Source organism: Streptomyces sp. NPDC018610, from assembly GCF_044391765.1.
Taxonomy (GTDB): domain Bacteria; phylum Actinomycetota; class Actinomycetes; order Streptomycetales; family Streptomycetaceae; genus Streptomyces.
The window spans coordinates 767,417-794,150 of sequence record NZ_JBISAL010000002.1 but is presented as its reverse complement, the minus strand read 5'-3'; the positions used below and the strand labels follow the sequence as shown (position 1 = coordinate 794,150).

Genomic DNA, 26,734 nt, shown 5'->3' with positions numbered 1-26,734 from the left:
AGGTGCTGCAGGCGAAGCCGAACGGCAACGGCGACAACTGGGGCGTGACCATCCAGACCAATGGCTCCTGGACCTGGCCCACGGTCACCTGCACCACGAACTGACCGGCCGACCCGGCACACGTGTCGACCCGGCACACGCGCCGGCCCGGCACACGTACCGACCCGGCCACCTGTGGCGCGGCGGCCCCGGCCGTCGCGCCACCGCGCGCGGTGCCGCCGCGTCAGCCGGCCGGGCACACGGTGTCCGGCCGGGCCGTCGCCCAGGTGTCGCCCACGGCGCGCACGCTGACGTCGTGCGCCTGCCCGTCGGCGCGCAGCGGCGGGACGGACGTGGGCGTACCGGCCCGCGCGGTCGGCGAGGGACTCGCCGCGGCCAGGCGGTGGGCCTCCGCGACGGTACAGGTCAGCTGTTCCATCGCGAGCGGGCCGAGTCGCTCGACGCCGGCGGGGAACCGGACCGAGACGGCGTCCCCGTCCGTCGTGACGCCGACCTCGCCCCGTACGGCAGGCAGCGACGTGGTCAGGGTGGCGCTCTCGGCCGCGGTCGGCCCGGCGAGGAGGAGCCGCACGGCTCCCGCCACCACGTCCCCCTTCGCGGGGACCCGCCGGGGAACGCCACGCGGCACACCGTCGTCCAGGAACCAGACCTCGATCGACGCCGAGGCGCCGACCGCCGGCTCACCGGCGTCGATCACGCCCGACGTGGGCACCCCGCAGCCCGCCACCGTGAGGAGCGTGAGGGCCAGCCCCGCCAGGGCCGCCGGCCGGACGGCGCTCACCTCCGCCCCCCTTCCCCCGCGCCACCGGAGCCGTCCGCCGCCGGGCGGCGCAGCGGCAGTGCGACGGTCAGGACGGCGCCGCCGCCCGGACGGCCGGCCGCCCGGACGCTCCCCCCGTGCAGCCGTACGTTCTCCTCGGTGATGGCGAGGCCCAGGCCACTGCTCTCACTGCGGGTCCGGGCCCGGCTCGCCTTGTAGAAGCGCTCGAAGACGTGCGGCAGCGCGTCCTCGGGGATGCCGGGGCCCCGGTCGCTCACCGTGATGACGGCCCACCCCCCGCCCGGCCGGCCGCCCTCGGGCCGCTGCCCGTCAGGTCCGTCCTCGGCCGCCACCCGCACGGTCACCGGCGGCGCGCCGTGCCGGAGGGCGTTGCCGACCAGATTGGCCACCACCACGTCCAGACGGCGCGGATCGACACGGGCGCGCAGCGCGCCGTCGGCCGGCAGGTCCGCCGTGACCCGGTCCTGCCAGCCGCGGGAGGCGAGGGTGCGCCGCACCGACTCGGCCAGGTCGATCTCGTCGACGCGCAGTTCGGCGGCGCCCGCGTCGAACCGGCAGATCTCCATCAGGTCGTCGACCAGCCGGGCCAGCCGGGCCGTCTCCTCGCTGACCAGCCGTACCGCCTCGCCGGTGACCTGGTCGAGGCGCGACGCCTGCTCGTCGAGCACGTCGGTGACCGCGGTCATCGCCGCCAGCGGGGTGCGCAGTTCGTGCGAGACGTCCGCCACGAACCGCCGGGAACGCGCCTCCATGCGGCGCAGCTCCGTCACCGACTGCTCCAGCGCGGCCGCGGTGTCGTTGAACGTCTCGGACAGCTCGGCTAGTTCGTCGGCACCGGTGACCTCCAACCGGGTGTCCAGGTGTCCCGCGGCCATGCGCCGGGTGGCCCGGCCCAGGGCCCGTACGGGCCGCAGCACGCCGCGTGCCACCACGAGCGCGATCAGGACGGCCAGGCCGAGCGCGGGAAGGGTGGCCCGTTCGATCGCGGTGACCAGGGCCTCGACGTAGAGCTGCTCGGTCTCCTGCGGGACGACGAGGTAGAGCACCAGCCCCGACGGGGTGGGGGTGGCCGCACCACCGTAGGTGACGGGCAGTCCGACGACGAGGAAGGCCCGCCCGTCGCGGCGCACCCGCTGGAAGACCGCGGCGGGGCGGGTCCGCACGGACCGCAGCAGCTCGGGGCTCAACGCGTCGAAGCTGTCTTGCGGTCCGTGGACGGCGCGCAGGCTGCCGTAGGTGGCCAGGATGCGCCACGGCTGCGACCGGTGGGCGTAGGCCAGGTCCCCGACCAGGGCCTCCAGGTCCGCGCGGTCCGGAGGGTCCGGCACACCGCGCACCCGGGCGTCGACGGTGTCCCGGAACTGCTTGACCACCGAGTCCTGGCTCTGCTGGAGCACCCCGGTGCGCGCCTCGCGGAAGGTCAGCAGACCGGTGCTCAGGCAGCCGGCGACGGCGACGACGGTGAAGCCCGCGACGAGACGGAGCCGCAGGCCGCCGCGCGGGACGAGACGTGCCTTCACGGCGACCGGAAGCAGTAGCCGAACCCGCGCACGGTGTGGACGTAGCGGGGGGCGCCGCCCAGTTCGCCGAGCTTGCCCCGCAGTCGCTTCACGCACGCGTCCACCAGGCGTATGTCCCCGTGGTAGCTGTGCTCCCAGACCGCCTCCAGCAGCTGCTGGCGGCTCAGCACCTGTCCCGGCGACGCGGACAGGGCCAGCAGCAGCCGCAGTTCGGACGGGGCCAGGTCGACGGGGCGTCCGCGGTGCGTCACCAGGAGCCCCGTGCGGTCGACGACCAGGTCGCCGTGCGCCTCGGGTCTGGGCCGGGCGGCGCCGGAGGGCGGTGCGTCGAGCCTGCGCAGCAGGGCGCGGATGCGGGCGTCGAGGACGCGGGCCTGGACGGGCTTGACCACGTAGTCGTCGGCGCCCGCCTCCAGCCCGACGATCATGTCGACGCTGTCGCCCTTGGCGGTCATCATGATGATCCCGACCTGCTCGCGTTCCCTGATCCGCCGGCACACGTCCAGGCCCGGCATGCCGGGCAGCATGAGGTCCAGGACCACCACGTCCGGGCGGAAGGCGCCGAGCCGCTCCAGTCCCTCCTCGCCGGTGGCGGCGGCCAGGACGTCGTGCCCCTGGTGGCGCAGAGCGAGCCGCACTCCTTGCCGCACGGCGGCGTCGTCTTCGATGAGCAGGATCCGGGACATGTCGATCAGTATGTGCGGGCCGCGAGCGGCGGCTGCCGCCGAACGCCGTCCTCCTGGGGAACTGTTACGGAAGGATCATATGAGTCACGTGTCCACGGCGCGGAGTCCGCCGTTATGACTCCGTGACCTTTCGGTCTCAGTGGCATCACATGAGGTCAGCAGCCTGGGCGCCATGCCAGGAACCACAGTCGACCCACCCGCGGGATCCGGGGCGGCGGCCGGCGGGCGCGGCCGCGTGTCCCGCAGCGCCTCCCGCCGCCGGGCCCGCCGCCGTCGCCGGATCCGCGTGCTGTGCGCGCTGGCGGGAGCGGCGGGAGCACTGGGCGCCGCGGCACTGCTCGCGGGGGCCGGGGGAGAGCCGGGCGGGGCCGGCGCGCAGGCGTCCGCGACGGACGGGAAGGGGCACACCGAAGCCGCGGACCGGCGCACGGACGGCCGCTCCGCACCGGCACGGGAGCAGACCCCGAAGACCGGGCGGACCGGGAAGGGCTCGCGGAGCGGACCGCCGAAGGGCGCGGGAGGCTCGGCGAAGGATTCCGGGAAGGAACCGGGGGATCCGGCGGGCACGGGGACGACCACCCCGAAGGCCGGCAACGGGATCTTCCACACCGCGCAGGCGTCCGGGAAGGCGGCCGGCACCGGAACGCTCCGGCGCTACGAGGTCCAGGTCGAGGAGGGAACGGGCGTCGCGCCCGACGAGGCGGCCCGGGAGATCGAGGCGATCCTCGCCGACCGGCGGAGCTGGACCGCCGACGGGCACGACGCGTTCCAGCTGGTCTCGCAGGGGACCGTCGACTTCGTGGTGAAGATCGCCACGCCCGCGACCGTGGACCGGATCTGCGGGGCCGCCGGGCTGCACACCCACGGCGAGGTCAACTGCGACGTCGGCGCCCAGGTGCTCGTCAACCTCAAGCGCTGGAACGAGGGTTCACCGCAGTTCCCGGGAACCGTCCACGAGTACCGCGCGCTGATCGTCAACCACGAGGTCGGACACCGCATCGGGCACGGCCACGAGGCCTGCCCCGGGCCGGGCCGCCCCGCCCCGGCGATGATGCAGCAGATAGACGGGCTGCACGGCTGCGTCGCCAACGCCTGGCCCTACGACGCCGAGGGCGACTACCTCGGCGGACCGGCCGTGCCCTGAGCCGCCGTGCCGGGAGCGCGCCCTCACACCCGTGGCGTACCGGGCCCTTCGCCGGCCACGGTCACACGGACGTGACCGTCCCGGCCGGATCGGCGGGCCCGGCCGGGCCCCGGCCGGACTCGTCGGCGCACGCGGCGCTCGGGTCGGGGCCGAAGGTGCGCGTGGTGTCCCGGCCGGGGCCGGTGTCCGTGCCGTTCGCGGCGGGCTCCGCCGGCTCCGGCCGGCGGGTGAGGCGCCGTACGTCCGGCACGCACAGCACGGCCAGCGTCAGCAGCAGCACCAGCGCCGAGCAGCCCCACAGCGCGGCCGGCCGGCCCACCGCGTCCTGCACCGGCCCGGCCGCCGCCGTCGCGAGCGGCACCATGGCCAGCGAACCCAGCCAGTCGTACGAGGAGACCCGGGAGAACTTCTCCTCCGGTATCTCCTGGTGCAGTGCCGACATCCAGGCCACCGCGAACACCTCGACGCTCACCCCGGTCACGAACATCACCGCCACCAGCGCGGGCGTCGGCACCGGTACGGCCAGGGCCGCGGACGGCAACGCCAGCGGCAGCACCGCGGCGACCCCGACCAGCAGCAGCCGCCGGGGCGCCCAGCGGGTCATGAGCAGCCCGCCCAGCACCGTGCCCACGCCGAAGGCCGACAGCGCGAGCCCCCAGGGCTGCGGTCCGCCCAGCCGCTCCCGCGCGACCAGCGGCCCGTACACGGTCTCGGCAGCCGCGACCACCGCGTTCACCACGGCGAACTGCAGCACGATCGACCACAGCCAGGGCCGGCCGGCCACCTCCCGCCAGCCCTCCCGCAGATCCTCCAGGAGGCTCGCACCGCCCGACCGCTCGGGGATCCCGCGCACGTCGAGGAAGGCGCGCAGCGCGCCGGCGACGGCGAAGGCCGCCGCGTCGACCGCCAGCACCCATCCCGGTCCGGCCAGCGCCACCAGCGCGCCGCCGGCGCCGGTGCCGAGGATGCCCGCGCCGTTGACACCCATCCGGAAGACGGCGAAGGCACGCCCCGACCTGCTCCCCGAGACCGTGGCCAGCACCATCCCCTCGGCGGCCGGGGAGAAGAACGCCTGCCCGGTTCCGCCCAGCGCGGCCAGCAGTGCCATCTGCCACACCCGGGCGGAGCCGGTCAGCACCAGCACCGCGAACAGGGCCTGCGAGAGGCAGTTCAGCGCGTTGGCCGCCACCATCACCCGGTGCCGGGGCAGCCGGTCCGCCAGCGCCCCGCCGATCAGCAGGAAGACGATCAGCGGCACCGTGCGCGCCGCGGCCACCAGGCCCACGTCGGTGGCCGAACCCCCGACGGCGAGCACGGCGAAGGCTCCCGCCACCAGCGCACCGGAGCTCCCGAGCCCGGAGACGACGGCGGCGCCGGTCAGCAGCAGATAGTTGCGTCCGGCCCAGGAGGGGCGCACAGGAAATCGAACGGGAGTCACCCGCGGATTATCCCTGTGCCCGGCCCGCCGCCGACGCGCCCTGGCCGGGGAAGGGGGCGGCCGGGGAAAGGACCGGTCCGGCCGGATCCGGGGGGCGAGCCGGGGTACCCGGTCTTCGCGGGCGTGACGTTCGCCTCCTGTCCGTCGCCGAACGTGTCGTTGTTGGGCCGAACAGGTGACATGGCGTAAGAATTGGCTGGTGCAGGCGATGAGTGCGAGTCAGGTCGGGGGGAGCCGGTGAACAGCCACGACGTCACCGATGAACAGTGGGAGGGGCTCGCCCAGGTCGTTCCGTTGCGGGGCCGCGACTCGTGGCCGTCCGCGGTCGACCACCGTGCCCTCCCGGACGCGGACACGGAGATGCGCCGCCGTTTCGTCGTCCTCAGGGTCAACGTGTTCGCGGACGCGCGCGACGTCGCCGAGACGCTGATGGCGGGTGTGCCGGTGCTCCTGGACCTCACCGGCGCCGAGGGCGAGGTCGCCAAGCGGATCCTCGACTTCAGCACCGGTGTGGTGTTCGGCCTGGCGAGCGGGATGCACCGGGTCGACCGCAACGTGTTCCTGCTGACGCCGCCCGGCACCGAGGTGAGCGGGCTGATGGAGAGCGCCGCGGTCCCCGGGATGTGAGCCGGACCCGGCGGGGCGGGCCCCGGTCCGTCAAGGCGGGCTGTCGCGGCGGGTACGGGGGCCGTTCCCCGATCGTGGGAAGGCGGTGCGGGCGGAACGGTTCGCCCTGCTGACGGGGACTTACGGTCCCGGGCATGACCGCGTTCCCGGCGCCCGTCACGCCCGTGACCCCGCCCCTGTCGTCCCCGCTTCCGTCGTCCCCGCCCTCCTCGCCGTCGTCTCCGTCCGCGTCGGTACCGTCCGCGTCGGAACCGCCCGTTCAGGGCCGGCCGGAGCGGCCGTGCGTGAGCGAGCTGCGGCTGTCCGCCTACGCCGGGCACCGCCGGGCCCGCTTCCCGCTCGGCCCGCTCACCGTCCTGGCCGGGCCCAGCGGCTCCGGCAAGACCGGTGCGCTCGGCGCGTACGAGGCACTGGCCCGGCTCGCCGGCGGCGCACCGCTCGACGAGGTCTTCCCCGATCCCACCGCCCGCGTGCCCGAACGCGCCAGGCCCGACGCCCAGGGCCGGCGCGGCTTCCGCATCGGCTGCACGGCGGACGGCCCCCGGGGCCCGGTACGGCTGGACGTCGCCGTACAGGCGGAGCCCCGGCTGCGTGTCGTGGGGGAGCGGCTGAGCGCGGGCGGACTGGTCCTGCTGGAGACCGCGCTGCGCGATCCGGGGCGGCCGACGGTCGAGGCCTCCTGGTACACGGGTGGTCCGGCGGCCGTGACCCGCGCGTCGCTGCCCGACGACCGTCTCGGGACCCCGCTGCTGCCGCTGCGGGTGGCCGGGCGGACCGAGGGACAGCGGCAGGTCCTCGCCGCCGCCGAGCAGATGGTGGTCGCCCTGCGGTCGGTGTTCGTCTGCGACCCGCGCCCCGGACGGATGCGCGCGCCCGTTCCCGTCGGCGCCGGGCGGCTCACGCGCGGGTGCGAGAACCTGGCCGCCGTCCTGTGGCGCACCCGGGCCGAGTGCGGCCGGCGCCACGCGCTGCTCGTGGAGGCGGTGCGCGCCGGATGCGCCGGGCCGGTGACCGACGTGCTCGCCGAACCGGTGGGCGACGGGCGGGTGCGGGCGGTGCTGGACCGCGGGGACGGCACGCGCACCGGTTTCGAGCGGCTGGGCGACGGCGAACTGCGGTACGCGGCGATGGCGTTGGTGCTGCTGACCGGGCCCGGGGTACTGGAGGTCGACCCGGTGGGCGAGGTGCCCGAGGCGCTGCAGACGCTGACGGTGCTCGCCGACGGCCTCGACCTCGGTCTGGATCCCCGTCAGCGCGGTGAACTGCTGGAACTGGCCGCGCGGATGTGCGAACGCGGGCACATCCGGTTCACCGGGGCGGTGAGCGACGGGTCCTGGGCGCGGGAGGTGCCGGCGGCGCGGGTGGTAGACCTGGTGCCGTGACCGAACACCACGAAGACCCCGCGCGCCCCGAGAGCGACGACCACGCGAGCCCGGAGAGCCCCGACCGGTCGGACCTGGCAGCGCTGCGGCGCAGGCTGGCCGAGTTCGCCGCGGCACGTGACTGGCAGCCGTACCACACCCCGAAGAACCTGGTGGCCGCGCTCAGCGTCGAGGCGTCCGAGCTGGTCGAGATCTTCCAGTGGCTGACCCCCGAGGAGTCCGCACGTGTGATGGCGGACCCGGGGACGGCGCACCGCGTGCGGGACGAGGTGGCGGACGTCCTCGCCTACCTGCTCCAGCTGTGCGAGGTGCTCGACGTCGATCCGCTGGCGGCCCTGGCGGCGAAGATCGACCGGAACGAACGGAGGTTCCCCCTGCCCGGCAGCGGCGGCGAGCCCGGTGGCCCCGGTGGGTCCGGTACGCGGCCGGGGCCGGGCGAGGACGGCGGCCATGGAGGGCGGGGGCCGCGGCGGGAGCCCGCCTAGCCGGGCCCGGCGCCGTGGGCGGGGCCCGCCGGCCCCCGCCGGAACCCCGACGAGACGGAAGCTACCCCTCCTCTATCACTCTCCGTAGTCATTCACTGAGTCGAAACCGATTTGTTGTCCAGAGATTTCCGTCTTGCTCTGGCTTTTGGACTCAGTCGCCCTCACTCTGGGTAGTGAACAAGGGAGTTCGGGCTGACGTGCGAGGAGCATGTCCGGGAGAGACGGGGGCAGCGCATGGACGCGGTGCGGCTCATCCTGGCGAGCAGGCGTGCCCTGGCGGGGAGCGGGGACGCCGCCGCCATCATGACGGAGGTGTGGCAGGCGCAGGCCCTGGCGCAGGCGATCGGCAGTCGGCTGGCGGTCTCCGGGCCGCCCGAACTGCGCGGCGAGGCACTGGGGTTGACCGAGCTGGCGGGCCGGGGCTGCGGAGTCCTGGACGCCCCGGACCTCGACCCGGGCGACCTGCTGGCCGCCCAGCTCACGGAACTCACCGACGCCCGGCGGACGTTGCTCTGCCTGGGCGGTCTGCTGGGCGAGGTCGGCATAGCCCTGGTCGGCGTCGCCGGCTCGGCCGTGGACGAGCGCACGTACTGGCAGTGCGTCGAGGCCATCGACGCGGCCGACGAGTCCCGCGACCGGGTCCGGGAGATGCTGCGGAAGCTGGCGGCCCGGGACCAGTCGGCGTTGCCGGAGCGGGAGCCGGGCTGACGCGCGGGGATCCATGGGCCGCCTCAGCCGTCCCGGCGACGCGGAGCCGGGGGCCGCCAGTCGCGGTGGCTGGGCAGTCGCCATCCCCAGGACAGCGCGGCCAGCCGCAGCAGGGTCCCGGACACGATCCCGGCCAGGATGCCGACGACGGGCGCGCCCAGCCGGCTGCACACCACCATCACCGCGCTGACCAGCGCGGCGACCGTCGCGTACAGGGTCCTGCCGCCCAGGACGCGGGGCGTGTGGCCCAGCAGCAGGTCCCGTACCGCCCCGCCCCCGACCGCCGTGATCGTGCCGAGCAGCACGGCGGGCAGCCAGCCCAGGCCGACGGAGAGGGTCTTCTGCGCTCCGGCGACGCCCCAGACGCTGAGCGCCGTAGCGTCGAGCAGGTTGAAGGCGGGGCCGGAGGTGTGACGGCTCACGTCGAAGAGGAACGACAGCAGGGTCCCGGCGACGGCGACGGTGATGTACGTGTAGTCGGTCAGGGCGATCGGCGTGCCGTGCTGCAGCAGGGTGTCGCGGATGATCCCGCCGCCCAGGCCGGAGATGACGCCGATCACCAGGAAACCGAAGAGGTCCAGGTCGCGGTCCCGGGCCAGGACCCCGCCGAGCATGCCGTTGGCGAACACCCCGGTCAGGTCCAGCGCACGGGTGGCCTCCGACACCCTCTCCGGCGTCAGCAGACCGGCCACGGGACCCGCACCTCCCTCACCCGCCCAGCGAACCATCCGCGGCGGCCGCCCGCTCGCCGGACGAGGTGCCGCGGGAGCGGCCGCCCCCTCACGACGGACGCACCACACACCCGGCCACACACCCGGCCACACACCCCGCCCCGCCACACACCCGGCCACGCCCCCCGCCCGCGCCCCGCCACACACCCGGCCACGCCCCTGCCCAGCCCCGCCGCTCACCCGGCCACGCCTCCCGCTCCGCCCCGCCGCTCACCCGGTCGCGCGGGCGGCGGCGGTGCGGCCGGTGCGGGTCACGGGATCGGCGGGTGCAGGATGGAGGCATGGATCTTCGCATCTTCACCGAGCCCCAGCAGGGGGCCACGTACGACACTCTGCTCACCGTGGCCAAGGCCACCGAGGACCTCGGGTTCGACGCCTTCTTCCGCTCGGACCACTACCTCCGCATGGGCGACGTGGACGGTCTCCCCGGCCCCACCGACGCCTGGATCACCCTCGCCGGGCTCGCCCGTGAGACCCGGCGCATCCGCCTCGGCACGCTGATGACGGCCGGCACCTTCCGGCTGCCCGGCGTGCTCGCCATCCAGGTCGCCCAGGTCGACCAGATGTCCGGCGGCCGGGTCGAGCTGGGTCTGGGCGCGGGCTGGTTCGAGGAGGAGCACAAGGCGTACGGCATCCCCTTCCCGAAGGAGAAGTTCGCCCGTCTGGAGGAGCAGCTGGCGATCGTCACCGGCCTGTGGGCGACGGAGGCCGGCAAGACCTTCGACTTCCGCGGCACCTACTACGAGCTGACCGACTCGCCCGCGCTGCCCAAGCCCGCCCAGGCGAGGATCCCGGTGCTCATCGGCGGGCACGGCGCCACCCGCACGCCCCGGCTCGCCGCCCAGTACGCCGACGAGTTCAACATCCCGTTCGCGTCCATCGAGGACAGCGAGCGGCAGTTCGGCCGGGTGCGGGCCGCCGCCGAGCAGGCCGGCCGCGACGCCGGCGACCTCGTCTACTCCAACGCCCTCGTCGCCTGCGTCGGCCGGGACGAACAGGAGATCGCCCGCCGGGCCGCCGCCATCGGCCGTGAGGTCGACGAGCTGCGGGCCAACGGCCTGGCGGGCTCCCCGGCCGAGGTCGTCGACAAGATCGGCCGCTACGCCGAGATCGGCTCCGGGCGGATGTACCTCCAGATCCTCGACCTCGACGACCTGGACCACCTGGAACTGATCTCCGCGCAGGTGCAGTCGCAGCTGTCCTGAGCACCCGGCGCGCACCGGTCCCGGCGGCGTCCTCGAGGCGTCCTGAAAACCGAGCGCGCCGGTCAGCCGCCCTGTGCCAAGGTGGAGGCGTCGTGCTGCCGAGCCCCCGGGACCACTCCTCTCGGGGGCTCCCGCGCGCACGGCACCGTATTCGACGTCCACCGGCCGGAGAGGCCCTCCGCATGTTCCTGACCATCAGCACCACCGGCACCCCCGAACGCCCGGCCACCGACCTGGGGCACCTGCTGCACAAGCATCCCGGCAAGGCACAGGCGTTCCCCACCTCCTACGGCACCGCGCACGTCCTCTACCCCGAGGCGGACGAACAGCGCTGCACGGCGGCGCTGCTGCTGGAGGTCGACGCGGTGGCGCTGGTGCGGCGGGGCAAGGGCAGGGGCCGGGGCGGCGCACCCGACGCGGCGCTCGCGCAGTACGTCAACGACCGCCCCTACGCGGCCTCCTCGCTGCTCGCCGTGGCGCTCAGCGGCGTCTTCTCCAGCGCGATGCGCGGAGTGTGCCGCGCCAGGCCCGAACTGCCGGACCGACCGCGCCCGTTGCGTATCGAGATACCCGCGCTGCCCGCCCGCGGCGGCCCCGCCCTCGTCCAGCGGCTGTTCGAGCCGCTCGGCTGGACGGTCACCGCCGAGGCCGTGCCGCTGGACACCGAGTTCCCGCAGTGGGGCGACTCCCGCTACGTACGGCTGGCCCTGGAGTCCGAGCGGTCGACCCTCGCCCAGGCACTGCGCCACCTGTACGTCCTGCTCCCCGTCCTCGACGACGCCAAGCACTACTGGGTCACCTCCGAGGAGGTCGACAAGCTGCTGCGGGCCGGCGAGGGATGGCTGCCCGGGCACCCGGAGCACAAGCTGATCACCAGCCGCTACCTCACCCGCCGCTGGTCGCTGACCCGGCAGGCGATGGAGCGCCTGGAGCTGGTGCGGCTCGCCGAGACCGACGACAGCGACGTCGCCGAGCTGGACAACGCGGTGGCGGACGAGTCGGAGGCGGAGGAGAGGCCGACGCCGCTCGCCGTACTGCGCCGCGAGGCGATCCTCGCCGCGCTGGAGGCCGCGGGCGCCGCCCGGGTGCTCGACCTCGGCTGCGGCCAGGGCCAGTTGGTGCAGGCGTTGCTCAAGGACGCCCGGTACACCGAGATCGTCGGCGTCGACGTGTCGGTGCGGGCGCTCACCATCGCCGGGCGGCGGCTGAAGCTGGACCGGATGGGCGAGCGGCAGGCCGCGCGCGTCACACTCCGGCAAGGCTCCCTCGTCTACACCGACAAGCGGCTCAAGGGGTACGACGCCGCCGTGCTCAGCGAGGTGATCGAACACCTCGACCTGTCCCGGCTGCCCGCCCTGGAGTACGCGGTGTTCGGCGCGGCCCGCCCCCGCACGGTCGTGGTGACCACCCCGAACGTCGAGTACAACGTCCGCTGGGAGTCCCTGCCCGCCGGGCACGTCCGGCACGGCGACCACCGCTTCGAGTGGACCCGCGCCGAGTTCCGCGCCTGGGCCGAGGCCGTGGCCGAACGCCACGGCTACGGCGTCGGATTCACCCCGGTCGGACCCGACGACCCCGAGGTGGGCCCGCCCACCCAGATGGCCGTGTTCACCCGCGCGGCCGGCCACGAGGGGAACGGCGCGACCAGCCGGGCCGGCGGGACCGGCCAGACCGGCAAGGGCGACGGCACCGGCACGACCGGCGAGACCGGAACGACCGGCGAGAGCGAGAAGGAGGCGAAGGCGGCATGAACGAGACCACGACCACCCGGCAGGGACGCGTCCTGCCCGTCACCGACCTCTCCCTCGTCGTCCTCGTCGGCGCCTCCGGCTCGGGCAAGTCCACCTTCGCCCGCCGCCACTTCAAGCCCACCGAGGTCATCTCCTCGGACTTCTGCCGCGGTCTGGTCGCGGACGACGAGAACGACCAGAGCGCCAGCCGGGACGCCTTCGACGTGCTGCACTACATCGCCGGCAAGCGCCTGGCGGCCGGCCGCCGCACCGTCGTCGACGCCACCAGCGTCCAGTCCGACGCCCGCAAGCAGCTGATCGAGCTGGCCAGGCGGCACGACGTGCTGCCCATCGCCGTCGTGCTCGACGTGCCCGAGGAGGTGTGCGCCGAGCGCAACGCGGGCCGCACCGACCGTGCCGGCATGCCCCGCCGGGTGATCCAGCGCCACATCCGCGAACTGCGCCGTTCCCTGCGCCACCTGGAGCGCGAGGGCTTCCGCAAGGTGCACGTCCTCAGGGGCGTCGAGGAGGTGGAGCACGCCGCCGTCGTCACCGAGAAGCGCTTCAACGACCTCACCCACCTCACCGGCCCGTTCGACATCATCGGTGACATCCACGGCTGCGCCGCGGAACTGGAGGCACTGCTCGGCAAGTTGGGTTACGTCGACGGTACGCACCCGGAGGGCCGTACGGCCGTCTTCGTCGGCGACCTCGTCGACCGGGGGCCGAACTCCCCGGGTGTACTGCGCCGGGTGATGGCGATGGTGAAGTCGGGCGACGCGCTGTGCGTGCCGGGCAACCACGAGAACAAGTACGGCCGCCACCTCAAGGGCCGCAGCGTCCAGCCGACCCACGGACTGGCCGAGACCATCGAGCAGATGGCGGGCGAGAGCGAGGAGTTCCGGCAGGAGGTACGGGAGTTCATCGAGGGGCTGGTCAGCCACTACGTCCTCGACGGCGGCCGGCTGGTGGTCTGCCACGCCGGTCTGCCGGAGAAGTACCACGGCCGCACCTCCGGCCGGGTCCGCTCGCACGCGCTGTACGGCGACACCACCGGTGAGACCGACGAGTTCGGCCTGCCGGTGCGCTACCCGTGGGCGGAGGACTACCGCGGCCGGGCGGCCGTGGTCTACGGCCACACCCCCGTCCCGGAGGCCACCTGGCTCAACAACACGATCTGCTTGGACACCGGCGCCGTCTTCGGCGGCAAGCTGACCGCGCTGCGCTGGCCGGAGCGCGAGCTGGTCGACGTACCGGCCGAGCGGGTCTGGTACGAGCCGGTGAAGCCGCTGCGCACCGAGGCGCCCGGCGGGCACGACGGGCGGCCGCTGGACCTCGGCGACGTGCACGGCCGGCGGGCGGTGGAGACCCGCGAGGCGGGCCGGGTCGCCGTCCGGGAGGAGAACGCGGCCGCGGCGCTGGAGGTGATCAGCCGGTTCGCGGTCGACCCGCGGCTGCTGCCCTACCTGCCGCCCACCATGGCGCCGACCGCCACCTCCAGGGTGGAGGGGTACCTCGAACACCCCGAGGAGGCGTTCGCCCAGTACCGGGAGGACGGGGTCGCGCGGGTGGTGTGCGAGGAGAAGCACATGGGCTCGCGGGCCGTGGCCCTGGTGTGCCGGGACGCGGACGCGGCGCGCCGGCGCTTCGGCGTGGACGGCCCGACCGGGTCTCTCTACACCCGCACCGGCCGTCCCTTCTTCGACGACGAGCGGGTCACCGAGGAGATCCTCGCCCGGCTGCGCACGGCGGCGACCGACGCCGGACTGTGGACGGAGCTCGACACCGACTGGCTGCTGCTGGACGCCGAGCTGATGCCGTGGTCGCTGAAGGCGTCGGGGCTGCTGCGCTCCCAGTACGCGGCGGTGGGCGCGGCCTCCGGGGCGGTGTTCCCCGGTGCGCTGGCCGCGCTGGAGGGAGCCGCCGCGCGCGGCGTGGACGTGGCCGGCCTGCTGGCCCGCCAGCGCGGGCGCGCGGCGGACGCCGCCGCCTTCACGGCCGCCTACCGCCGCTACTGCTGGACCACCGAGGGCCTGGACGGCGTGCGCCTGGCGCCGTTCCAGATCCTGGCCGCCCAGGGCCGCAGCCTGGCCGCGCTGCCCCACGACGAGCAGCTCGCGCTGATCGACCGCCTGGTGGAGCACGACACCACCGGGCTGCTCCAGATCACCCGCCGCCTCTACGTCGACGTGGGCGACCCGGAGTCGGTGCGGGCCGGCGTCGACTGGTGGCTGGAGATGACCGGGCGGGGCGGCGAGGGCATGGTCGTCAAACCGCTGGGCGCGCTGGTGCGCACCGAGCAGGGGCGCCTGGTCCAGCCGGGCGTCAAGTGCCGGGGCCGCGAGTACCTGCGGATCATCTACGGGCCCGAGTACACCCGGCCGGACAACCTCGCCCGGCTGCGGCAGCGGTTCCTGAACCACAAGCGTTCGCTGGCCGTCCGTGAGTACGCCCTCGGCGTGGAGGCCCTGGCCCGGCTCGCCGACGGCGAACCGCTGTGGCGGGTGCACGAGGCGGTGTTCGCCGTGCTGGCCCTGGAGTCGGAGCCGGTGGACCCGAGGCTGTAGCCCCCGGCGGGCCCGCGGCCGTGCCCCCGGCGGGCCCGAGGCGGTGCGGCGGCGTGGCGTGTGCCCGCGCCGTCGCCCCGCCCTTCCCGCCGCCCGCCCGCCCCACCACGGGCGGGCGAGAGCCGTACCGGCGGCGGGGGACAGGGCGGACCGGGCACGGAAACCGGCAAGCGGTGGGTGAACCCGGGGTTCGCTGGTCAGGATGGAGGCATGGGATTCCACGTCGACTCCGAGGCCGGGCGGTTGCGCCGGGTCATCCTGCACCGGCCCGACCTAGAGCTCAAAAGGCTCACCCCCAGCAACAAGGACGCCCTTCTCTTCGACGACGTGCTGTGGGTGCGCCGGGCGCGCGCCGAGCACGACGGGTTCGCCGACGTGCTGCGCGACCGGGGCGTCGCCGTGCACCTGTTCGGTGATCTGCTGACCGAGACGATGGAGATCCCCTCGGCCCGGTCGCTCGTCCTGGACCGCGTCTTCGACGAGAAGGAGTACGGCGTGCTCGCCACCGACCACCTGCGGGCCGCCTTCGAGACCCTGCCCGCCGGTGACCTGGCCCAGGCCCTGGTCGGCGGCATGACCAAACGGGAGTTCCTCCAGGCGCACGCCGAGCCGGCCTCCGTCCGCTTCCATGTGATGGACCTGGACGACTTCCTGCTCGGGCCGCTGCCCAACCACCTGTTCACCCGGGACACCTCCGCCTGGATCTACGACGGCGTCTCCATCAACGCGATGCGCTGGCCCGCCCGGCAGCGCGAGACCGTGCACTTCGAGGCGATCTACCGCTACCACCCGCTCTTCCGCGGCGAGGGCTTCCACGTGTGGTCCGAGGGACAGGCCGACTACCCGTCCACCATCGAGGGCGGGGACGTGCTGGTCATCGGCAGCGGGGCCGTGCTCATCGGGATGAGCGAGCGGACCACCCCGCAGGCCGTCGAGATGCTCGCGCACAAGCTGTTCGCCGCCGGATCCGCCCGGACGATCGTGGCGCTCGACATGCCCAAGCGGCGCGCCTTCATGCACCTGGACACGGTGATGACCATGGTCGACGGCGACACGTTCACCCAGTACGCGGGGCTCGGCATGCTCCGCTCGTACACGATCGAGCCGGGCTCCGGCGACGAGGAGCTGAAGGTCACCGACCATCCGCCGGAGCACATGCACCGGGCGATCGCCGCCGCGCTCGGGCTGAGCGAGATCCGGGTGCTGACCGCCACCCAGGACGTGCACGCGGCCGAGCGCGAGCAGTGGGACGACGGCTGCAACGTCCTCGCCGTCGAGCCGGGCGTCGTCGTCGCCTACGAGCGCAACGCCACCACCAACACCCATCTGCGCAAACAGGGCATCGAGGTGATCGAGATCCCCGGCAGCGAACTGGGCCGCGGCAGGGGCGGCCCGCGTTGCATGAGCTGCCCGGTGCAGCGGGATCCGGTGGGCGGCGCCTCGTAGCGGGGGCGGGAGGGGGACGCGCCGAGCTGTTGCATATAAATTCTGAGAATCGTATAGAATTCCAGAGTCCCTGTCCCTCACCCGTTGGAGCGCCCCCATGGCGACAGTCCCGACCGCCCTCGCCGGCCGCCACTTCCTCAAGGAGCTGGACTTCACCGGGGAGGAGTTCCGCGGTCTGATCGAGCTGGCCGCCGAGCTGAAGGCCGCGAAGAAGGCCGGGGCGGAGACGCGGTACCTGACCGGGAAGAACATCGCGCTGATCTTCGAGAAGACCTCCACGCGCACCCGCTGCGCCTTCGAGGTCGCCGCCGCCGACCAGGGCGCCTCGACCACCTACCTCGACCCCTCCGGGTCGCAGATCGGGCACAAGGAGTCCATGAAGGACACCGCCCGGGTCCTCGGCCGGATGTTCGACGCGATCGAGTTCCGGGGCGACAGTCAGGCCGCGGTCGAGGAACTGGCCGCCCACGCCGGCGTCCCCGTCTACAACGGGCTCACCGACGACTGGCACCCCACCCAGATGCTCGCCGACGTGCTGACGATGACCGAGCACAGCGCCGAGCCGCTCACCGGGATCACCTTCGCCTACCTCGGCGACGCCCGCTTCAACATGGGCAACTCCTACCTGATCACCGGCGCCCTGCTCGGCATGGACGTGCGCATGGTCGCGCCCAAGAGCTACTGGCCCGCCCAGGAGATCGTCGACCGGGCGCGGGAGCTGGCCGCGGCCAGCGGTGCGCGCGTCACCCTCACCGAGTCCCTGGAGGAGGGCGTGCGGGGGGCCGACTTCGTCGTCACCGACGTATGGGTCTCCATGGGTGAGCCCAAGGAGGTCTGGGCGGAGCGCATCGAGGCCCTCGCCCCGTACGCCGTCACCATGGACGTGCTGCGCGCCACCGGCAACCCCGACGTGAAGTTCCTGCACTGCCTGCCCGCCTTCCACGACCTCGGCACCAAGGTCGGCCGCGAGATCCACGAGCAGTACGGCCTTCAGTCGCTGGAGGTCACCGACGAGGTCTTCGAGTCGGCCCACTCGGTCGTCTTCGACGAGGCGGAGAACCGTCTGCACACCATCAAGGCGATCATGGTCGCCACCCTGGCCTGACCGCGGCCGGGGCCGCACGGCCCGACCGCGGTCGCGCTCCGCACGGCCGGGCCGGCCGGCGCCGTCGCCGGCCGGCTGACCTGCGGCACGTGTCCGACGGCCCGACCGGGCCGTATCCTGACCGGCGGCACGGAACCACCCATTCCGCCCCGCCGCGCGACCTCATCCGGTCGCCCCGCACCACCAGAAACGAGCACCACCCCCCATGCCCGCTCCCCGCATCAAGTCCCCTCAGCGTCTGCTGGCCGAATCCGGCGCCGACCGCGCGGGCCACGGCCTCAAGCGCACGATGGGCCTCTTCCAGCTCGTCTGCTTCGGTGTCGGCGCGATCGTCGGCACCGGCATCTTCGTCGGCCTGTCCGACTCGGTCGCCCAGGCCGGCCCGGCCGTCGTCGTCTCCTTCGTGCTGGCCGCGATCACCTGCGTGCTGACCGCGTTCGCCTTCGCCGAGCTCGGCGGCGCGATCCCGGTGTCCGGTTCGTCGTACTCCTTTGCCTACGCCGGCCTCGGCGAGTCCACCGCCTTCCTGGTCGGCTGGTGCCTGCTGCTCGAATACGGCGTGTCCGTCTCGGCGGTCGCGGTCGGCTGGAGCCAGTACGTCAACGAGCTGCTGCACAGCCTCACCGGCCGGGAGCTGCCGGCCGTGTTGTCCGCGGGCCCCGGCGACGGCGGCGTCGTCAACCTCCCGGCCGTGATCGTCATCGCCCTGGCGTCCCTGCTGCTGGTGCGCGGGGTGCGCGAGAGCGCCCGCGCGACCGCCGCCATGGCGGTGCTCAAGCTGGTCGTCCTCGTCGCGTTCTGCGCCATCGGCTTCACCGCCTTCAAGCACGGCAACCTCGCGCCGTTCGCCCCGGCCGGCCTCGGCGGCATCGGCGCCGGCACCACCGCCGCGTTCTTCTCCTACATCGGCTTCGACGCGATCACCACCGCCGGCGAGGAGGCCAAGAACCCCCGCCGGGACATCCCGCTCGCCATCCTCGTCTGCATCGGCCTGGTCACCCTGCTGTACTGCGCGGTCGCGCTCGCCGCGATCGGCGCCATCGGCGGCGACCAGGTCGGCGGCCGGCCCGCCGCGCTGAGCCACGTCGTCGACGTGGTGACCGGCTCCTCCGTCGGCGGCGCGGTGATCGCCTTCGGCGCGGTCGTCGCCATCGCCTCCGTGGTGCTCGCCGTGATGTACGGCCAGACCCGCATCCTGATGTCGATGTCCCGCGACGGCCTCGTGCCGCGCGTCTTCGAGAAGGTCTCGCCGAAGACCTCGACGCCGGTCGCCGGCACGCTCATCGTCGGCATCGTCTTCGCGCTCCCCGCGGCGTTCGCCTCCCTGGACGCGGTGGTCAACCTCTGCACCATCGGCACCCTGGCCACCATGGCCGTCGTCAACGTCGCCGTGATCGCGCTGCGCCGCCGCGAGCCGGGCCTCGGGCGCAGCTTCCGGGTGCCGCTGTACCCGGTGGTGCCGCTGCTCGGCGTCGCCTGCTGCCTGTACCTGATGTACGAGACGGGCTGGACGACCTGGCTCCAGTTCGCCGGCTTCCTCGCCGCCGGAGCGCTGGTCTACGTCCTCTACGGCCGCCGCCACTCGCGGCTCGCGGCGCGTCCCGAGGTCACGCCGGACCGGGAGCTGCAAGCAGCCTGAACCACACCGCCTTGCCCGATCCGGCGGGGCGGTGTCCGCAGGAGGAGCTGAGGGCGCGGATCAGCAGCAGCCCGCGCCCGTCCTCCCGCCAGGGGTCGGGCGGGGTGAGGCAGGGGCGGGTGAGGTCGCCGGGCGGCGCCGGGTCCGGATCGCGCACCTCCACGTGACAGCCGGACGGCAGCAGTCGCACGAGCAGTTCTATCGGCCCGCCCGCAGTGTGCTCGACGGCGTTGGCGACCAGTTCCGCCGTGAGCAGTTCCGCCGTGTCCCGGTCGGCCGTGTGCTCCGGTTCGGCCAGCGCCGTACGGACCAGGGCGCGGGCCATGGGCACGGCGCCCGCCGTGTGCGGCAGCGCGACGCGCCAGGAGGCATGGGGGGAGTGGGGCACCGTGTGTCCGTTCATGACGCAGAACGTCCCAGTGGTCACCATCAGGCGGTCCTGCTCTCGACGTGAGGAATGGTACGGGTGCCGCGACCGGCGGTCCGCGGCGCCCTCCGCCCGGGAGCGGCGCCCCCGGCACGGCGGAACTACCCGGGGGGACCGGCCGCCTCCCGTCCCCCGCTCCGGCCGTTACCGCCTCATCGACGATCTGTGACGCGGCGGCCGGAAGCGACGGATCGCGGCCACATTGTCACGGACCTCTGTCGCGTAGTCGTGACGACGGTCACGGATGAGTGATAACTTCATGAGGGAAGAGCTGAGCGCGCACCGACAGAGGCAGTCCGTTCGAGGAGGCCGCACGTCATGAGTCCCTTCACCGGCTCCGCCGCCCGCACCCCCGACTGGCGCCATCTGCGCGTCGCCTTCGACGACGGGGTGGCCACCGTCACCCTCGCCCGCCCCGACAAGCTCAACGCGCTCACCTTCGGCGCCTACGCCGACCTGCGCGACCTGCTCGCCGAACTCTCCCGCGAACGCTCCGTGCGCGCCCTCGTGCTGGCCGGCGAGGGGCGCGGCTTCTGCTCGGGCGGCGACGTGGACGAGATCATCGGCGCCACCCTTGCCATGGACACCGCCGAACTGCTCGACTTCAACCGGATGACCGGCCAGGTCGTGCGGGCGGTGCGCGAGTGCCCGTTCCCGGTGATCGCGGCGGTGCACGGCGTCGCCGCCGGGGCCGGGGCCGTGCTGGCGCTGGCCGCCGACTTCCGGGTGGCCGACCCGAGCGCCCGGTTCGCGTTCCTGTTCACCCGCGTCGGACTGTCCGGCGGCGACATGGGCGCCGCCTATCTGCTGCCCCGCGTGGTCGGCCTCGGCCACGCCACCCGGCTGCTGATGCTGGGCGAGCCGGTGCGGGCGCCGGAGGCCGAGCGGATCGGCCTGATCAGCCGGCTCACCGACGAGGGCCACGCCGACGAGGAGGCCCAGGCCCTCGCCCGCCGCCTCGCCGACGGTCCCGCCCTCGCCCACGCCCAGACCAAGGCACTGCTCACCGCCGAACTGGACATGCCGCTGTCCGCCGCCGTCGAGATGGACGCCGCCACCCAGGCGCTGCTGATGAACGGCGAGGACTACGCCGAGTTCCACGCCGCCTTCACCGAGAAGCGGCCGCCGAAGTGGCAGGGGCGGTGAGGGCGCGGTGACCGGCGCGCCCCGGAAGGAGGCGGACGGCCCGCTCAGGGTCGCGGTCATCGGCGGCGGCCCCGGCGGGCTGTACGCGGCGGCCCTGCTCAAGCGGCTCGATGCGGCCCGCGAGATCACCGTGTTCGAGCGCAACCCGCCCGACGTCACCTTCGGCTTCGGCGTCGTGCTCTCCGACGAGACCCTCGGCGGGATCGAGCACGCCGACCCGGTGGTGTACGAGGCCCTCCGGCGGGACTTCGTGCGCTGGGACGACATCGACATCGTGCACCGCGGCACCCGGCACACCTCCGGCGGCCACGGCTTCGCCGCGCTCGGCCGGCACCGGCTCCTGGAGATCCTGCACGAGCGCTGCCGCTCGCTCGGCGTCGACCTGCGCTTCGGCGCCGAGGCCCCGGCCCCGGCCGTGCTGACGCGCGCGTACGACCTCGTCGTCGCCGCCGACGGTGTGCACAGCGCCACCAGGACGGCCCACGCCGACGCCTTCCGGCCCCGGGTGACCGGCCACCGCTGCCGCTACATCTGGCTCGCCGCCGACCTCGCCTTCGACGCCTTCCGCTTCGAGATCGCCGAGACCGAGCACGGCGTGATGCAACTGCACGGCTACCCCTTCGCGGCGGACGCCTCCACCGTGATCGTGGAGATGCGGGAGGAGGTGTGGCGGGCCGCCGGGTTCGCGGACCTGGACGAGCAGGGCTCCGTCGAGCGCTGCGCCAAGATCTTCGCCGACGCCCTCGGCGGACGCCCGCTGCGCTCCAACGGATCCGCGTGGACCGTCTTTCGCACGGTGGTCAACGAACGCTGGTCGCACGGCAACCTGGTCCTGCTCGGCGACGCCGCCCACACCGCCCACTTCTCCATCGGCTCCGGCACCAAGCTCGCCGTGGAGGACGCCCTCGCGCTCGCCGCCTGCCTGGACGAACGGCCCACCGTCGCCGAGGCGTTGACGGCCTACGAGGAGGAGCGCAAGCCGGTCGTCGCCTCCACCCAGCGGGCCGCCCGGGCCAGCCTGGAGTGGTTCGAGGACCTCGACCTGTACCTCGGCCAGCGTCCGCGCCAGTTCGCCTTCAACCTGCTCACCCGCAGCCGCCGGGTCACCCACGACAACCTGCGGCTGCGCGACCCGTCCTTCACCGGGGCCGTCGAGCGGGAGTTCGGCTGCCCGCCCGGCACCCCGCCCATGTTCACCCCGTTCCGGCTGCGCGGCCTGACCCTGCGCAACCGGGTCGTCGTCTCGCCCATGGACATGTACTCCGCCGTCGACGGCCTGCCCGGCGACTTCCACCTCGTCCACCTGGGCGCCCGCGCGCTCGGCGGCGCCGGACTGGTGATGACCGAGATGGTGTGCGTGAGCCCCGAGGGCCGGATCACCCCCGGCTGCGCGGGCCTGTGGACCGGCCGGCAGACCGAGGCCTGGCGGCGGATCACCGACTTCGTCCACCGGCAGGCGCCGGGCACCGCGATCGGCGTGCAGCTCGGCCACAGCGGCCGCAAGGGCTCCACCAGGCTGATGTGGGAGGGCATGGACGAACCGCTGCCCGACGGCAACTGGCCCCTGGTGGCCGCCTCCCCGCTGCCCTACCGGCCCGGCGGCCAGGTGCCGCGCCAGGTCACCCGGGCGCAGCTCACCGACATACGCGAGCAGTTCGCCACCTCCGCCTGGCGTGCCGCCCGGGCCGGCTTCGACCTCCTCGAACTGCACTGCGCCCACGGCTACTTGCTCTCCGGATTCCTCTCCCCGCTGACCAACCACCGCACCGACGCCTACGGCGGCTCGCTGGAGAGGCGGCTGCGCTTCCCGCTGGAGGTCTTCGACGCCGTACGCGCGGTGTGGCCCGAGGAGCGGCCGATGACCGTCCGCCTGTCGGCCGCCGACTGGGCCGAGGGCGGCACCACGGCCGAGGAGGCGGTGGCGATCGCCCGCGCCTTCGCCGCGCACGGCGCCGACGCCGTCGACGTGTCGACCGGGCAGGTGGTCGCCGAGGAACGTCCGGAGTTCGGGCGCTCGTACCAGACGCCGTTCGCCGACCGCATCCGCAACTCGGTGGGCGTCCCGGTCATCGCGGTCGGCGCGATCTCGTCCTGGGACGACGTCAACTCCCTGATCCTGGCCGGGCGCACCGACCTGTGCGCACTGGCCCGGCCGCACCTGTACGACCCGCACTGGACGCTGCACGCCGCCGCCGAGCAGGGGTACGAGGGCGCTGCCGCCCAGTGGCCCGCGCCCTACCGGGCGGGCAGCCGGCCCCCGCGGACCGGCCGCGCCGACGCCCCCAGGCCCCGTCTCACGCTGCGGAACTGACTCCGTCCGGCGTCAGGTAGCCCCACGCCCGGCAGACCGGCCGCAGCGGGGCCGCGATCTCGTCGGCCCCGGGCAGCGCGCGCCCCGGCTGCACCGTCCCGGTGCGGATGTTGTCCCGCCAGTCGCCGAGCCCCCTGACCAGTTCGGCGCCGTCCTTCCTGCCGTACCGCAGCATGGCCGGCTCGTACGTCACGTCGAGGTACGCGCACAGGCGGCGCATCTCCCGCTCCGGGTCGGCGGTGATGTCCTCGTAGCGCACGGTGCAGCCGCCGAGGCCCGATACACGGACCTCCTCGACGGCCCTCATGTAGCGCAGCGCGTCGGCGACCGCCGTGTCGTAGGGGCGTTTGACGGGGTCGCTCTCGTGCCACGAGCGCACGATCGACTCGGGGTGGCGCAGCAGCAGGACGAAGCGCGCGTCGGGCCAGCAGTCCTGGATGCGCCGGTGCATGAAGGCGTTGGCCGGGGTCTTCTCGACGATGAAGTCCTTGCCGGACTTGACCAGTTCGCGGTGCATGATCCGGTCCCACAGCAGGTGCTCCAGGTCGCCGCGGGCCAGGCCGAGGGCGCTCATCGCGCGCTGGGAGTGCCAGTTGTCGCAGATGACGTCGGTCCTGCCGAGGTGCAGTTCGTGCGGGGCGTGCAGCCGCGAGTGGGCGCCCAGCATCATGCGCAGCAGGGTGGAGCCGGAGCGCACCGAGGAGATGATGAACACCGGGCGGCGCACCAGCCGTTCGACGGGCAGGTCCTTCTCCGCCGGGCGCCGGTAGTCGGCCGCCGGGGCGGTGTTCCTCGCGGGCGCCGACGGGCCGGCGGCGGGCGGGGCCGTTCGGGGGGCCCTCCGCACCTGGAGGCCGGTGGCGGCGGTGAGGGCCCGGTTCACGTTGCGCATGAGACTCATGCGTCCGGACGCTAGGTAAGGAAACTGAGAAGATGATCGGAAGAGTCTGAGGGTTCCCTTACCCGACTGAAGTATGATGCATGTCACATGCGAGGGGAGGGTGTGGACACACCCGCGTAGGCGGCGCCCGCCTCGTGCAGCCGCTCGTGCAGCGCCCGGAACACGGCGGCCGAGCGGGTGCCCGGCCAGTCGCCGGGCAGCAGCCGGGCGGGCAGGCCGGGGTCGGCGTAGGGCAGATGGCGCCAGGAGTCCAGGGCGAGGAGGTAGTCACGGTACGCCTCCTCGGGCGGGGTGTCGGCGCGCCGCTCCCAGGCGCTCAGCACCGGCGCGTGCCGGTCGAGGAACGCCTCGTGCTGCCCGGCGATGGCCGCGAGGTCCCACCAGCGGGCGACCGCCCGGGCCGTCGGCGCGAACCCCAGGTGTTCGCCCCGGAAGAAGTCCACGTACTCGTCCAGGTCCAGCCGTTCGAGCGTGTGACGGGTCTCCTCGTACAGCCGGGCGGGCGCGATCCACACCCCCGGCGCCGCCGTCCCGAAGCCGAGTCCGGCCAGCCGGGAGCGCAGCACGTGCCGCTTCTGCCGCTGCGACTCCGGCACCGAGAACACCGCCAGCACCCAGCCCTCGTCCTGCGAGGGGGCGCCCGCGTAGATGCGCCGGTCGCCGTCCCGCAGCAACTGTTCGGCCTCCGGGGAGACTTCGTACCCGGCCGCCCCCTGTGCCGTGCGGGCCGGAAGGAGCAGGCCGCGCCGTTTGAGCCGGGACACCGAGGAGCGCACGGAGGGCGCGTCCACGCCCACCGCGGCCAGCAGCCGGATCAGCTCGGCGACGGGCACCGGGCCCGGCGCGAAACGGCCGTACGCGCCGTACAGCGTGACGATGAGGGACCTCGGGGCGGGTTGCGCGGGCTGCTCGGACACGTTGATCATTTTAAGTCGTCGGTGTCACCGCTGGTCGCGAGTGCCCCGCTCGCGCAGCCGGAACCGCTGGAGCTTCCCGGTGGGTGTGCGCGGCAGCGCGTCGAGGAAGACGACCTCACGCGGGCACTTGAAGGGCGCCAGTTCCGACTTGACGTACGCGCGCAGCGCCTCCGCGTCCCGCGCGGCGCCCTCCCGCAGGACGACGTACGCCACCACCACGTGCCCCCGCGCCTCGTCGGGCCGTCCGACCACCGCCGCCTCCACCACGTCCCGGTGGCGCAGCAGGGCGTCCTCGACCTCCGGGCCGGCGATGTTGTAGCCCGCGGAGATGATCATGTCGTCGGCGCGGGCCACGTACCGGAAGTAGCCGTCGGCGTCGCGGACGTAGGTGTCACCGGTGACGTTCCAGCCGTCGCGCACGTAGACGCGCTGCCGGGGGTCGGCGAGGTAGCGGCAGCCGACCGGGCCCCGCACGGCGAGCAGTCCGGGCACCCCGTCGGGCACGGGCCGGCCGCCCTCGTCCTGCACCCGCGCCCGCCATCCCGGCACCGGGACGCCCGTGGCGCCGGGACGGATGTCCGAGTCCGCGGCCGAGACGAAGATGTGCAGCAGCTCGGTGGCGCCGATGCCGTTGACGATGCGCACGCCGGTCCGCTCGCGCCAGGCGTGCCAGGTGGCGGCGGGCAGGTTCTCGCCGGCCGACACGCACCGTCTGAGCGAGGAGGTGTCGTGGCCGGCGAGTTCGTCGAGCATCGCCCGGTAGGCGGTGGGGGCCGTGAACAGCACGGACACCCGGTGCTCGGCGACCGCCGCCAACAACTGTCCGGGACGCGCCTGTTCGAGCAGCAGGGCGCTGGCGCGGGCGCGCATCGGGAAGACCACCAGCCCGCCGAGGCCGAAGGTGAACCCCAGCGGCGGGCTGCCCGCGAACACGTCGTCAGGGCGCGGCTTCAGCACCTTCGCGGAGAAGGTGTCCGCGATCGCCAGCACGTCCCGGTGGAAGTGCGCGCAGCCCTTGGGCCGGCCGGTGGTGCCCGAGGTGAACGCGATCAGCGCCACGTCGTCGGCGGCGGTGTCCACGGCCGGGAACGGGTCGTCGGGCGCCGGGCGGCGCAGCAGGTCGTCGGGGCCGTCACCGCCGTACGTCGTCAGGGCGAGACCCGGTATCTCCGCCTTGACGAGGTCGTCCACCGCCCTGATGTCGCACAGCGCGTGCCGGATCCGGGCGATCTCGCAGATCGCGCTCAGCTCGTGCGGACGCTGCTGGGCCAGCACGGTGACGGCGACCGCGCCCGCCTTGAGCACGGCCAGCCAGCAGGCGGCCAGCCAGGGAGTGGTGGGGCCGCGCAGCAGGACCCGGTTCCCGGGCACCACGCCGAGCGAGGCGGTGAGCACGTGCGCGATCCGGTCCACACGGGTGCGCAGCTCGCCGTAGCTCCAGGCGTCCCCGGCGGGCGTGCGGAACACCGGACGTCCTGCGTCGGGCCCGTCGGCCGGGCCCAGGAGCTCGGCCGCGCAGTTCAGCCGGGCCGGGTAGCGCAGCTCCGGCAGGTCGAAGCACAGCTCGGGCCACTGGTCCGGGGGAGGGAGGTGGTCGCGCGCGAAGGTGTCGACGTGGGCGGAGGGAGTCAGGTGGGGGATGCCGTCGCGGGGGCGGGTGGGGTGGCCGGCGGGAGCCTGGGCGTGGGCGCCGGCTTCTCGGGTGGGCGTGGGGTGCGGGGCGGGGGCGCGTTCTGCGGTGAGGCCGCTGCCGGGCGCGGCCGGTCCATCGGGGCCGACGGGGTCCATCGGGTCGTCCATGGCGGTTCGCCCCCTTGTCGTGGTGGGCTCGCACCTGG

The 26,734-nt window shown here is 74.0% G+C and carries 21 protein-coding genes and 2 pseudogenes; 14 read left to right on the top strand and 9 right to left on the bottom strand.

Translation table 11 applies throughout. The features are described 5' to 3' along the window. Positions 1–104, top strand: a pseudogene (locus ACH5A8_RS08770) (1,4-beta-xylanase); the annotation flags it as partial. 119 nt (positions 105–223) lie between these two features. Here ACH5A8_RS08770 and ACH5A8_RS08765 read toward each other — a convergent pair. The 3 genes from ACH5A8_RS08765 to ACH5A8_RS08755 are packed head-to-tail and all read right to left on the bottom strand — an operon-like array spanning position 224 to position 2,987. Next, positions 224–781: a hypothetical protein gene (locus ACH5A8_RS08765; protein WP_398999455.1), complete on the bottom strand. Its 558-nt coding sequence runs from the start codon at positions 779–781 to the stop codon at positions 224–226. Further along, on the bottom strand, positions 778–2,301 hold the full coding sequence (locus tag ACH5A8_RS08760; protein WP_398999453.1) for an ATP-binding protein: 1,524 nt from the start codon (positions 2,299–2,301) through the stop codon (positions 778–780). Before ACH5A8_RS08760 ends, ACH5A8_RS08765 begins: the two co-directional genes overlap by 4 nt. Continuing rightward, a complete protein-coding gene (locus ACH5A8_RS08755) occupies positions 2,298–2,987 on the bottom strand; it encodes a response regulator transcription factor (protein WP_398999451.1) in 690 nt (229 codons plus the stop codon). The genes ACH5A8_RS08760 and ACH5A8_RS08755 overlap by 4 nt, the downstream gene beginning before the upstream one ends. A 172-nt stretch (positions 2,988–3,159) precedes the next feature. Between ACH5A8_RS08755 and ACH5A8_RS08750 the strand changes: the two genes are divergently transcribed. Then, positions 3,160–4,131, top strand: a complete 972-nt coding sequence (locus ACH5A8_RS08750) for a DUF3152 domain-containing protein (RefSeq protein WP_398999449.1) — start codon at positions 3,160–3,162, stop codon at positions 4,129–4,131. 61 nt (positions 4,132–4,192) lie between these two features. Here ACH5A8_RS08750 and ACH5A8_RS08745 read toward each other — a convergent pair whose 3' ends face one another. Beyond that, positions 4,193–5,569 (bottom strand): MFS transporter, encoded by a 1,377-nt coding sequence (locus tag ACH5A8_RS08745; RefSeq protein ID WP_398999447.1) that lies wholly within the window; start codon positions 5,567–5,569, stop codon positions 4,193–4,195. A 237-nt stretch (positions 5,570–5,806) separates the two neighbouring features. Between ACH5A8_RS08745 and ACH5A8_RS08740 the strand changes: the two genes are divergently transcribed. The 4 genes and pseudogenes from ACH5A8_RS08740 (at position 5,807) to ACH5A8_RS08725 (ending at position 8,771) form a co-directional block, all read left to right on the top strand. Next, entirely contained in the window at positions 5,807–6,196 is a 390-nt protein-coding gene (locus ACH5A8_RS08740) for a cell division protein SepF (protein ID WP_398999445.1), read from the top strand. A 134-nt stretch (positions 6,197–6,330) separates the two neighbouring features. Continuing rightward, positions 6,331–7,578: an AAA family ATPase gene (locus tag ACH5A8_RS08735; RefSeq protein ID WP_398999443.1), complete on the top strand. Its 1,248-nt coding sequence runs from the start codon at positions 6,331–6,333 to the stop codon at positions 7,576–7,578. Positions 7,579–7,652: 74 nt separating this feature from the next. Further along, positions 7,653–7,964, top strand: a pseudogene (locus ACH5A8_RS08730) (nucleotide pyrophosphohydrolase); the annotation flags it as partial. Positions 7,965–8,297: 333 nt separating this feature from the next. Further along, positions 8,298–8,771 carry a DUF6099 family protein gene (locus ACH5A8_RS08725; protein ID WP_398999441.1) on the top strand — a complete coding sequence of 158 codons (474 nt, stop codon included), beginning with the start codon at positions 8,298–8,300 and terminating at the stop codon, positions 8,769–8,771. Between the two features lie 23 nt (positions 8,772–8,794). Here the strand turns inward: ACH5A8_RS08725 and ACH5A8_RS08720 are convergent, their stop codons facing one another. Further along, the gene (locus ACH5A8_RS08720) at positions 8,795–9,463 is read right to left on the bottom strand and encodes a trimeric intracellular cation channel family protein (RefSeq protein WP_398999439.1); all 669 of its coding nucleotides are present in this window, start codon (positions 9,461–9,463) and stop codon (positions 8,795–8,797) included. A gap of 320 nt (positions 9,464–9,783) precedes the next feature. Between ACH5A8_RS08720 and ACH5A8_RS08715 the strand changes: the two genes are divergently transcribed. The 6 genes from ACH5A8_RS08715 to ACH5A8_RS08690 all read left to right on the top strand — a co-directional run bounded on the left by ACH5A8_RS08715 (position 9,784) and on the right by ACH5A8_RS08690 (position 19,194). Then, on the top strand, positions 9,784–10,707 hold the full coding sequence (locus tag ACH5A8_RS08715; protein WP_398999437.1) for an LLM class F420-dependent oxidoreductase: 924 nt from the start codon (positions 9,784–9,786) through the stop codon (positions 10,705–10,707). Positions 10,708–10,889: 182 nt separating this feature from the next. Then, positions 10,890–12,458, top strand: a complete 1,569-nt coding sequence (locus ACH5A8_RS08710) for a 3' terminal RNA ribose 2'-O-methyltransferase Hen1 (RefSeq protein ID WP_398999435.1) — start codon at positions 10,890–10,892, stop codon at positions 12,456–12,458. After that, positions 12,455–15,004 carry a polynucleotide kinase-phosphatase gene (locus ACH5A8_RS08705; RefSeq protein ID WP_398999433.1) on the top strand — a complete coding sequence of 850 codons (2,550 nt, stop codon included), beginning with the start codon at positions 12,455–12,457 and terminating at the stop codon, positions 15,002–15,004. Before ACH5A8_RS08710 ends, ACH5A8_RS08705 begins: the two co-directional genes overlap by 4 nt. A 210-nt stretch (positions 15,005–15,214) precedes the next feature. Beyond that, the gene (locus tag ACH5A8_RS08700; protein WP_398999431.1) at positions 15,215–16,450 is read left to right on the top strand and encodes an arginine deiminase; all 1,236 of its coding nucleotides are present in this window, start codon (positions 15,215–15,217) and stop codon (positions 16,448–16,450) included. 97 nt (positions 16,451–16,547) lie between these two features. After that, a complete protein-coding gene (gene argF / locus ACH5A8_RS08695) occupies positions 16,548–17,555 on the top strand; it encodes an ornithine carbamoyltransferase (RefSeq protein WP_398999429.1) in 1,008 nt (335 codons plus the stop codon). 205 nt (positions 17,556–17,760) lie between these two features. Next, positions 17,761–19,194, top strand: a complete 1,434-nt coding sequence (locus tag ACH5A8_RS08690) for an amino acid permease (protein WP_398999427.1) — start codon at positions 17,761–17,763, stop codon at positions 19,192–19,194. Here the strand turns inward: ACH5A8_RS08690 and ACH5A8_RS08685 are convergent. Then, entirely contained in the window at positions 19,163–19,624 is a 462-nt protein-coding gene (locus ACH5A8_RS08685) for an ATP-binding protein (protein ID WP_398999425.1), read from the bottom strand. The genes ACH5A8_RS08690 and ACH5A8_RS08685 overlap by 32 nt on opposite strands. Before the next feature lie 315 nt (positions 19,625–19,939). Here ACH5A8_RS08685 and ACH5A8_RS08680 point away from each other — a divergent pair, with 315 nt between their 5' ends. Both ACH5A8_RS08680 and ACH5A8_RS08675 read left to right on the top strand, forming a co-directional pair. Then, a complete protein-coding gene (locus tag ACH5A8_RS08680; RefSeq protein WP_398999422.1) occupies positions 19,940–20,767 on the top strand; it encodes an enoyl-CoA hydratase family protein in 828 nt (275 codons plus the stop codon). 7 nt (positions 20,768–20,774) lie between these two features. Continuing rightward, on the top strand, positions 20,775–23,078 hold the full coding sequence (locus ACH5A8_RS08675) for a bifunctional salicylyl-CoA 5-hydroxylase/oxidoreductase (protein WP_398999420.1): 2,304 nt from the start codon (positions 20,775–20,777) through the stop codon (positions 23,076–23,078). Here the strand turns inward: ACH5A8_RS08675 and ACH5A8_RS08670 are convergent. The 3 genes from ACH5A8_RS08670 to ACH5A8_RS08660 all read right to left on the bottom strand — a co-directional run bounded on the left by ACH5A8_RS08670 (position 23,062) and on the right by ACH5A8_RS08660 (position 26,528). After that, positions 23,062–23,979 (bottom strand): sulfotransferase family protein, encoded by a 918-nt coding sequence (locus ACH5A8_RS08670; RefSeq protein WP_398999418.1) that lies wholly within the window; start codon positions 23,977–23,979, stop codon positions 23,062–23,064. The genes ACH5A8_RS08675 and ACH5A8_RS08670 overlap by 17 nt on opposite strands. A gap of 83 nt (positions 23,980–24,062) precedes the next feature. Further along, positions 24,063–24,905 (bottom strand): PaaX family transcriptional regulator C-terminal domain-containing protein, encoded by an 843-nt coding sequence (locus ACH5A8_RS08665; RefSeq protein WP_398999416.1) that lies wholly within the window; start codon positions 24,903–24,905, stop codon positions 24,063–24,065. Positions 24,906–24,920: 15 nt separating this feature from the next. Further along, entirely contained in the window at positions 24,921–26,528 is a 1,608-nt protein-coding gene (locus ACH5A8_RS08660) for an AMP-binding protein (RefSeq protein ID WP_398999806.1), read from the bottom strand. Positions 26,529–26,734 lie beyond the last annotated feature (206 nt).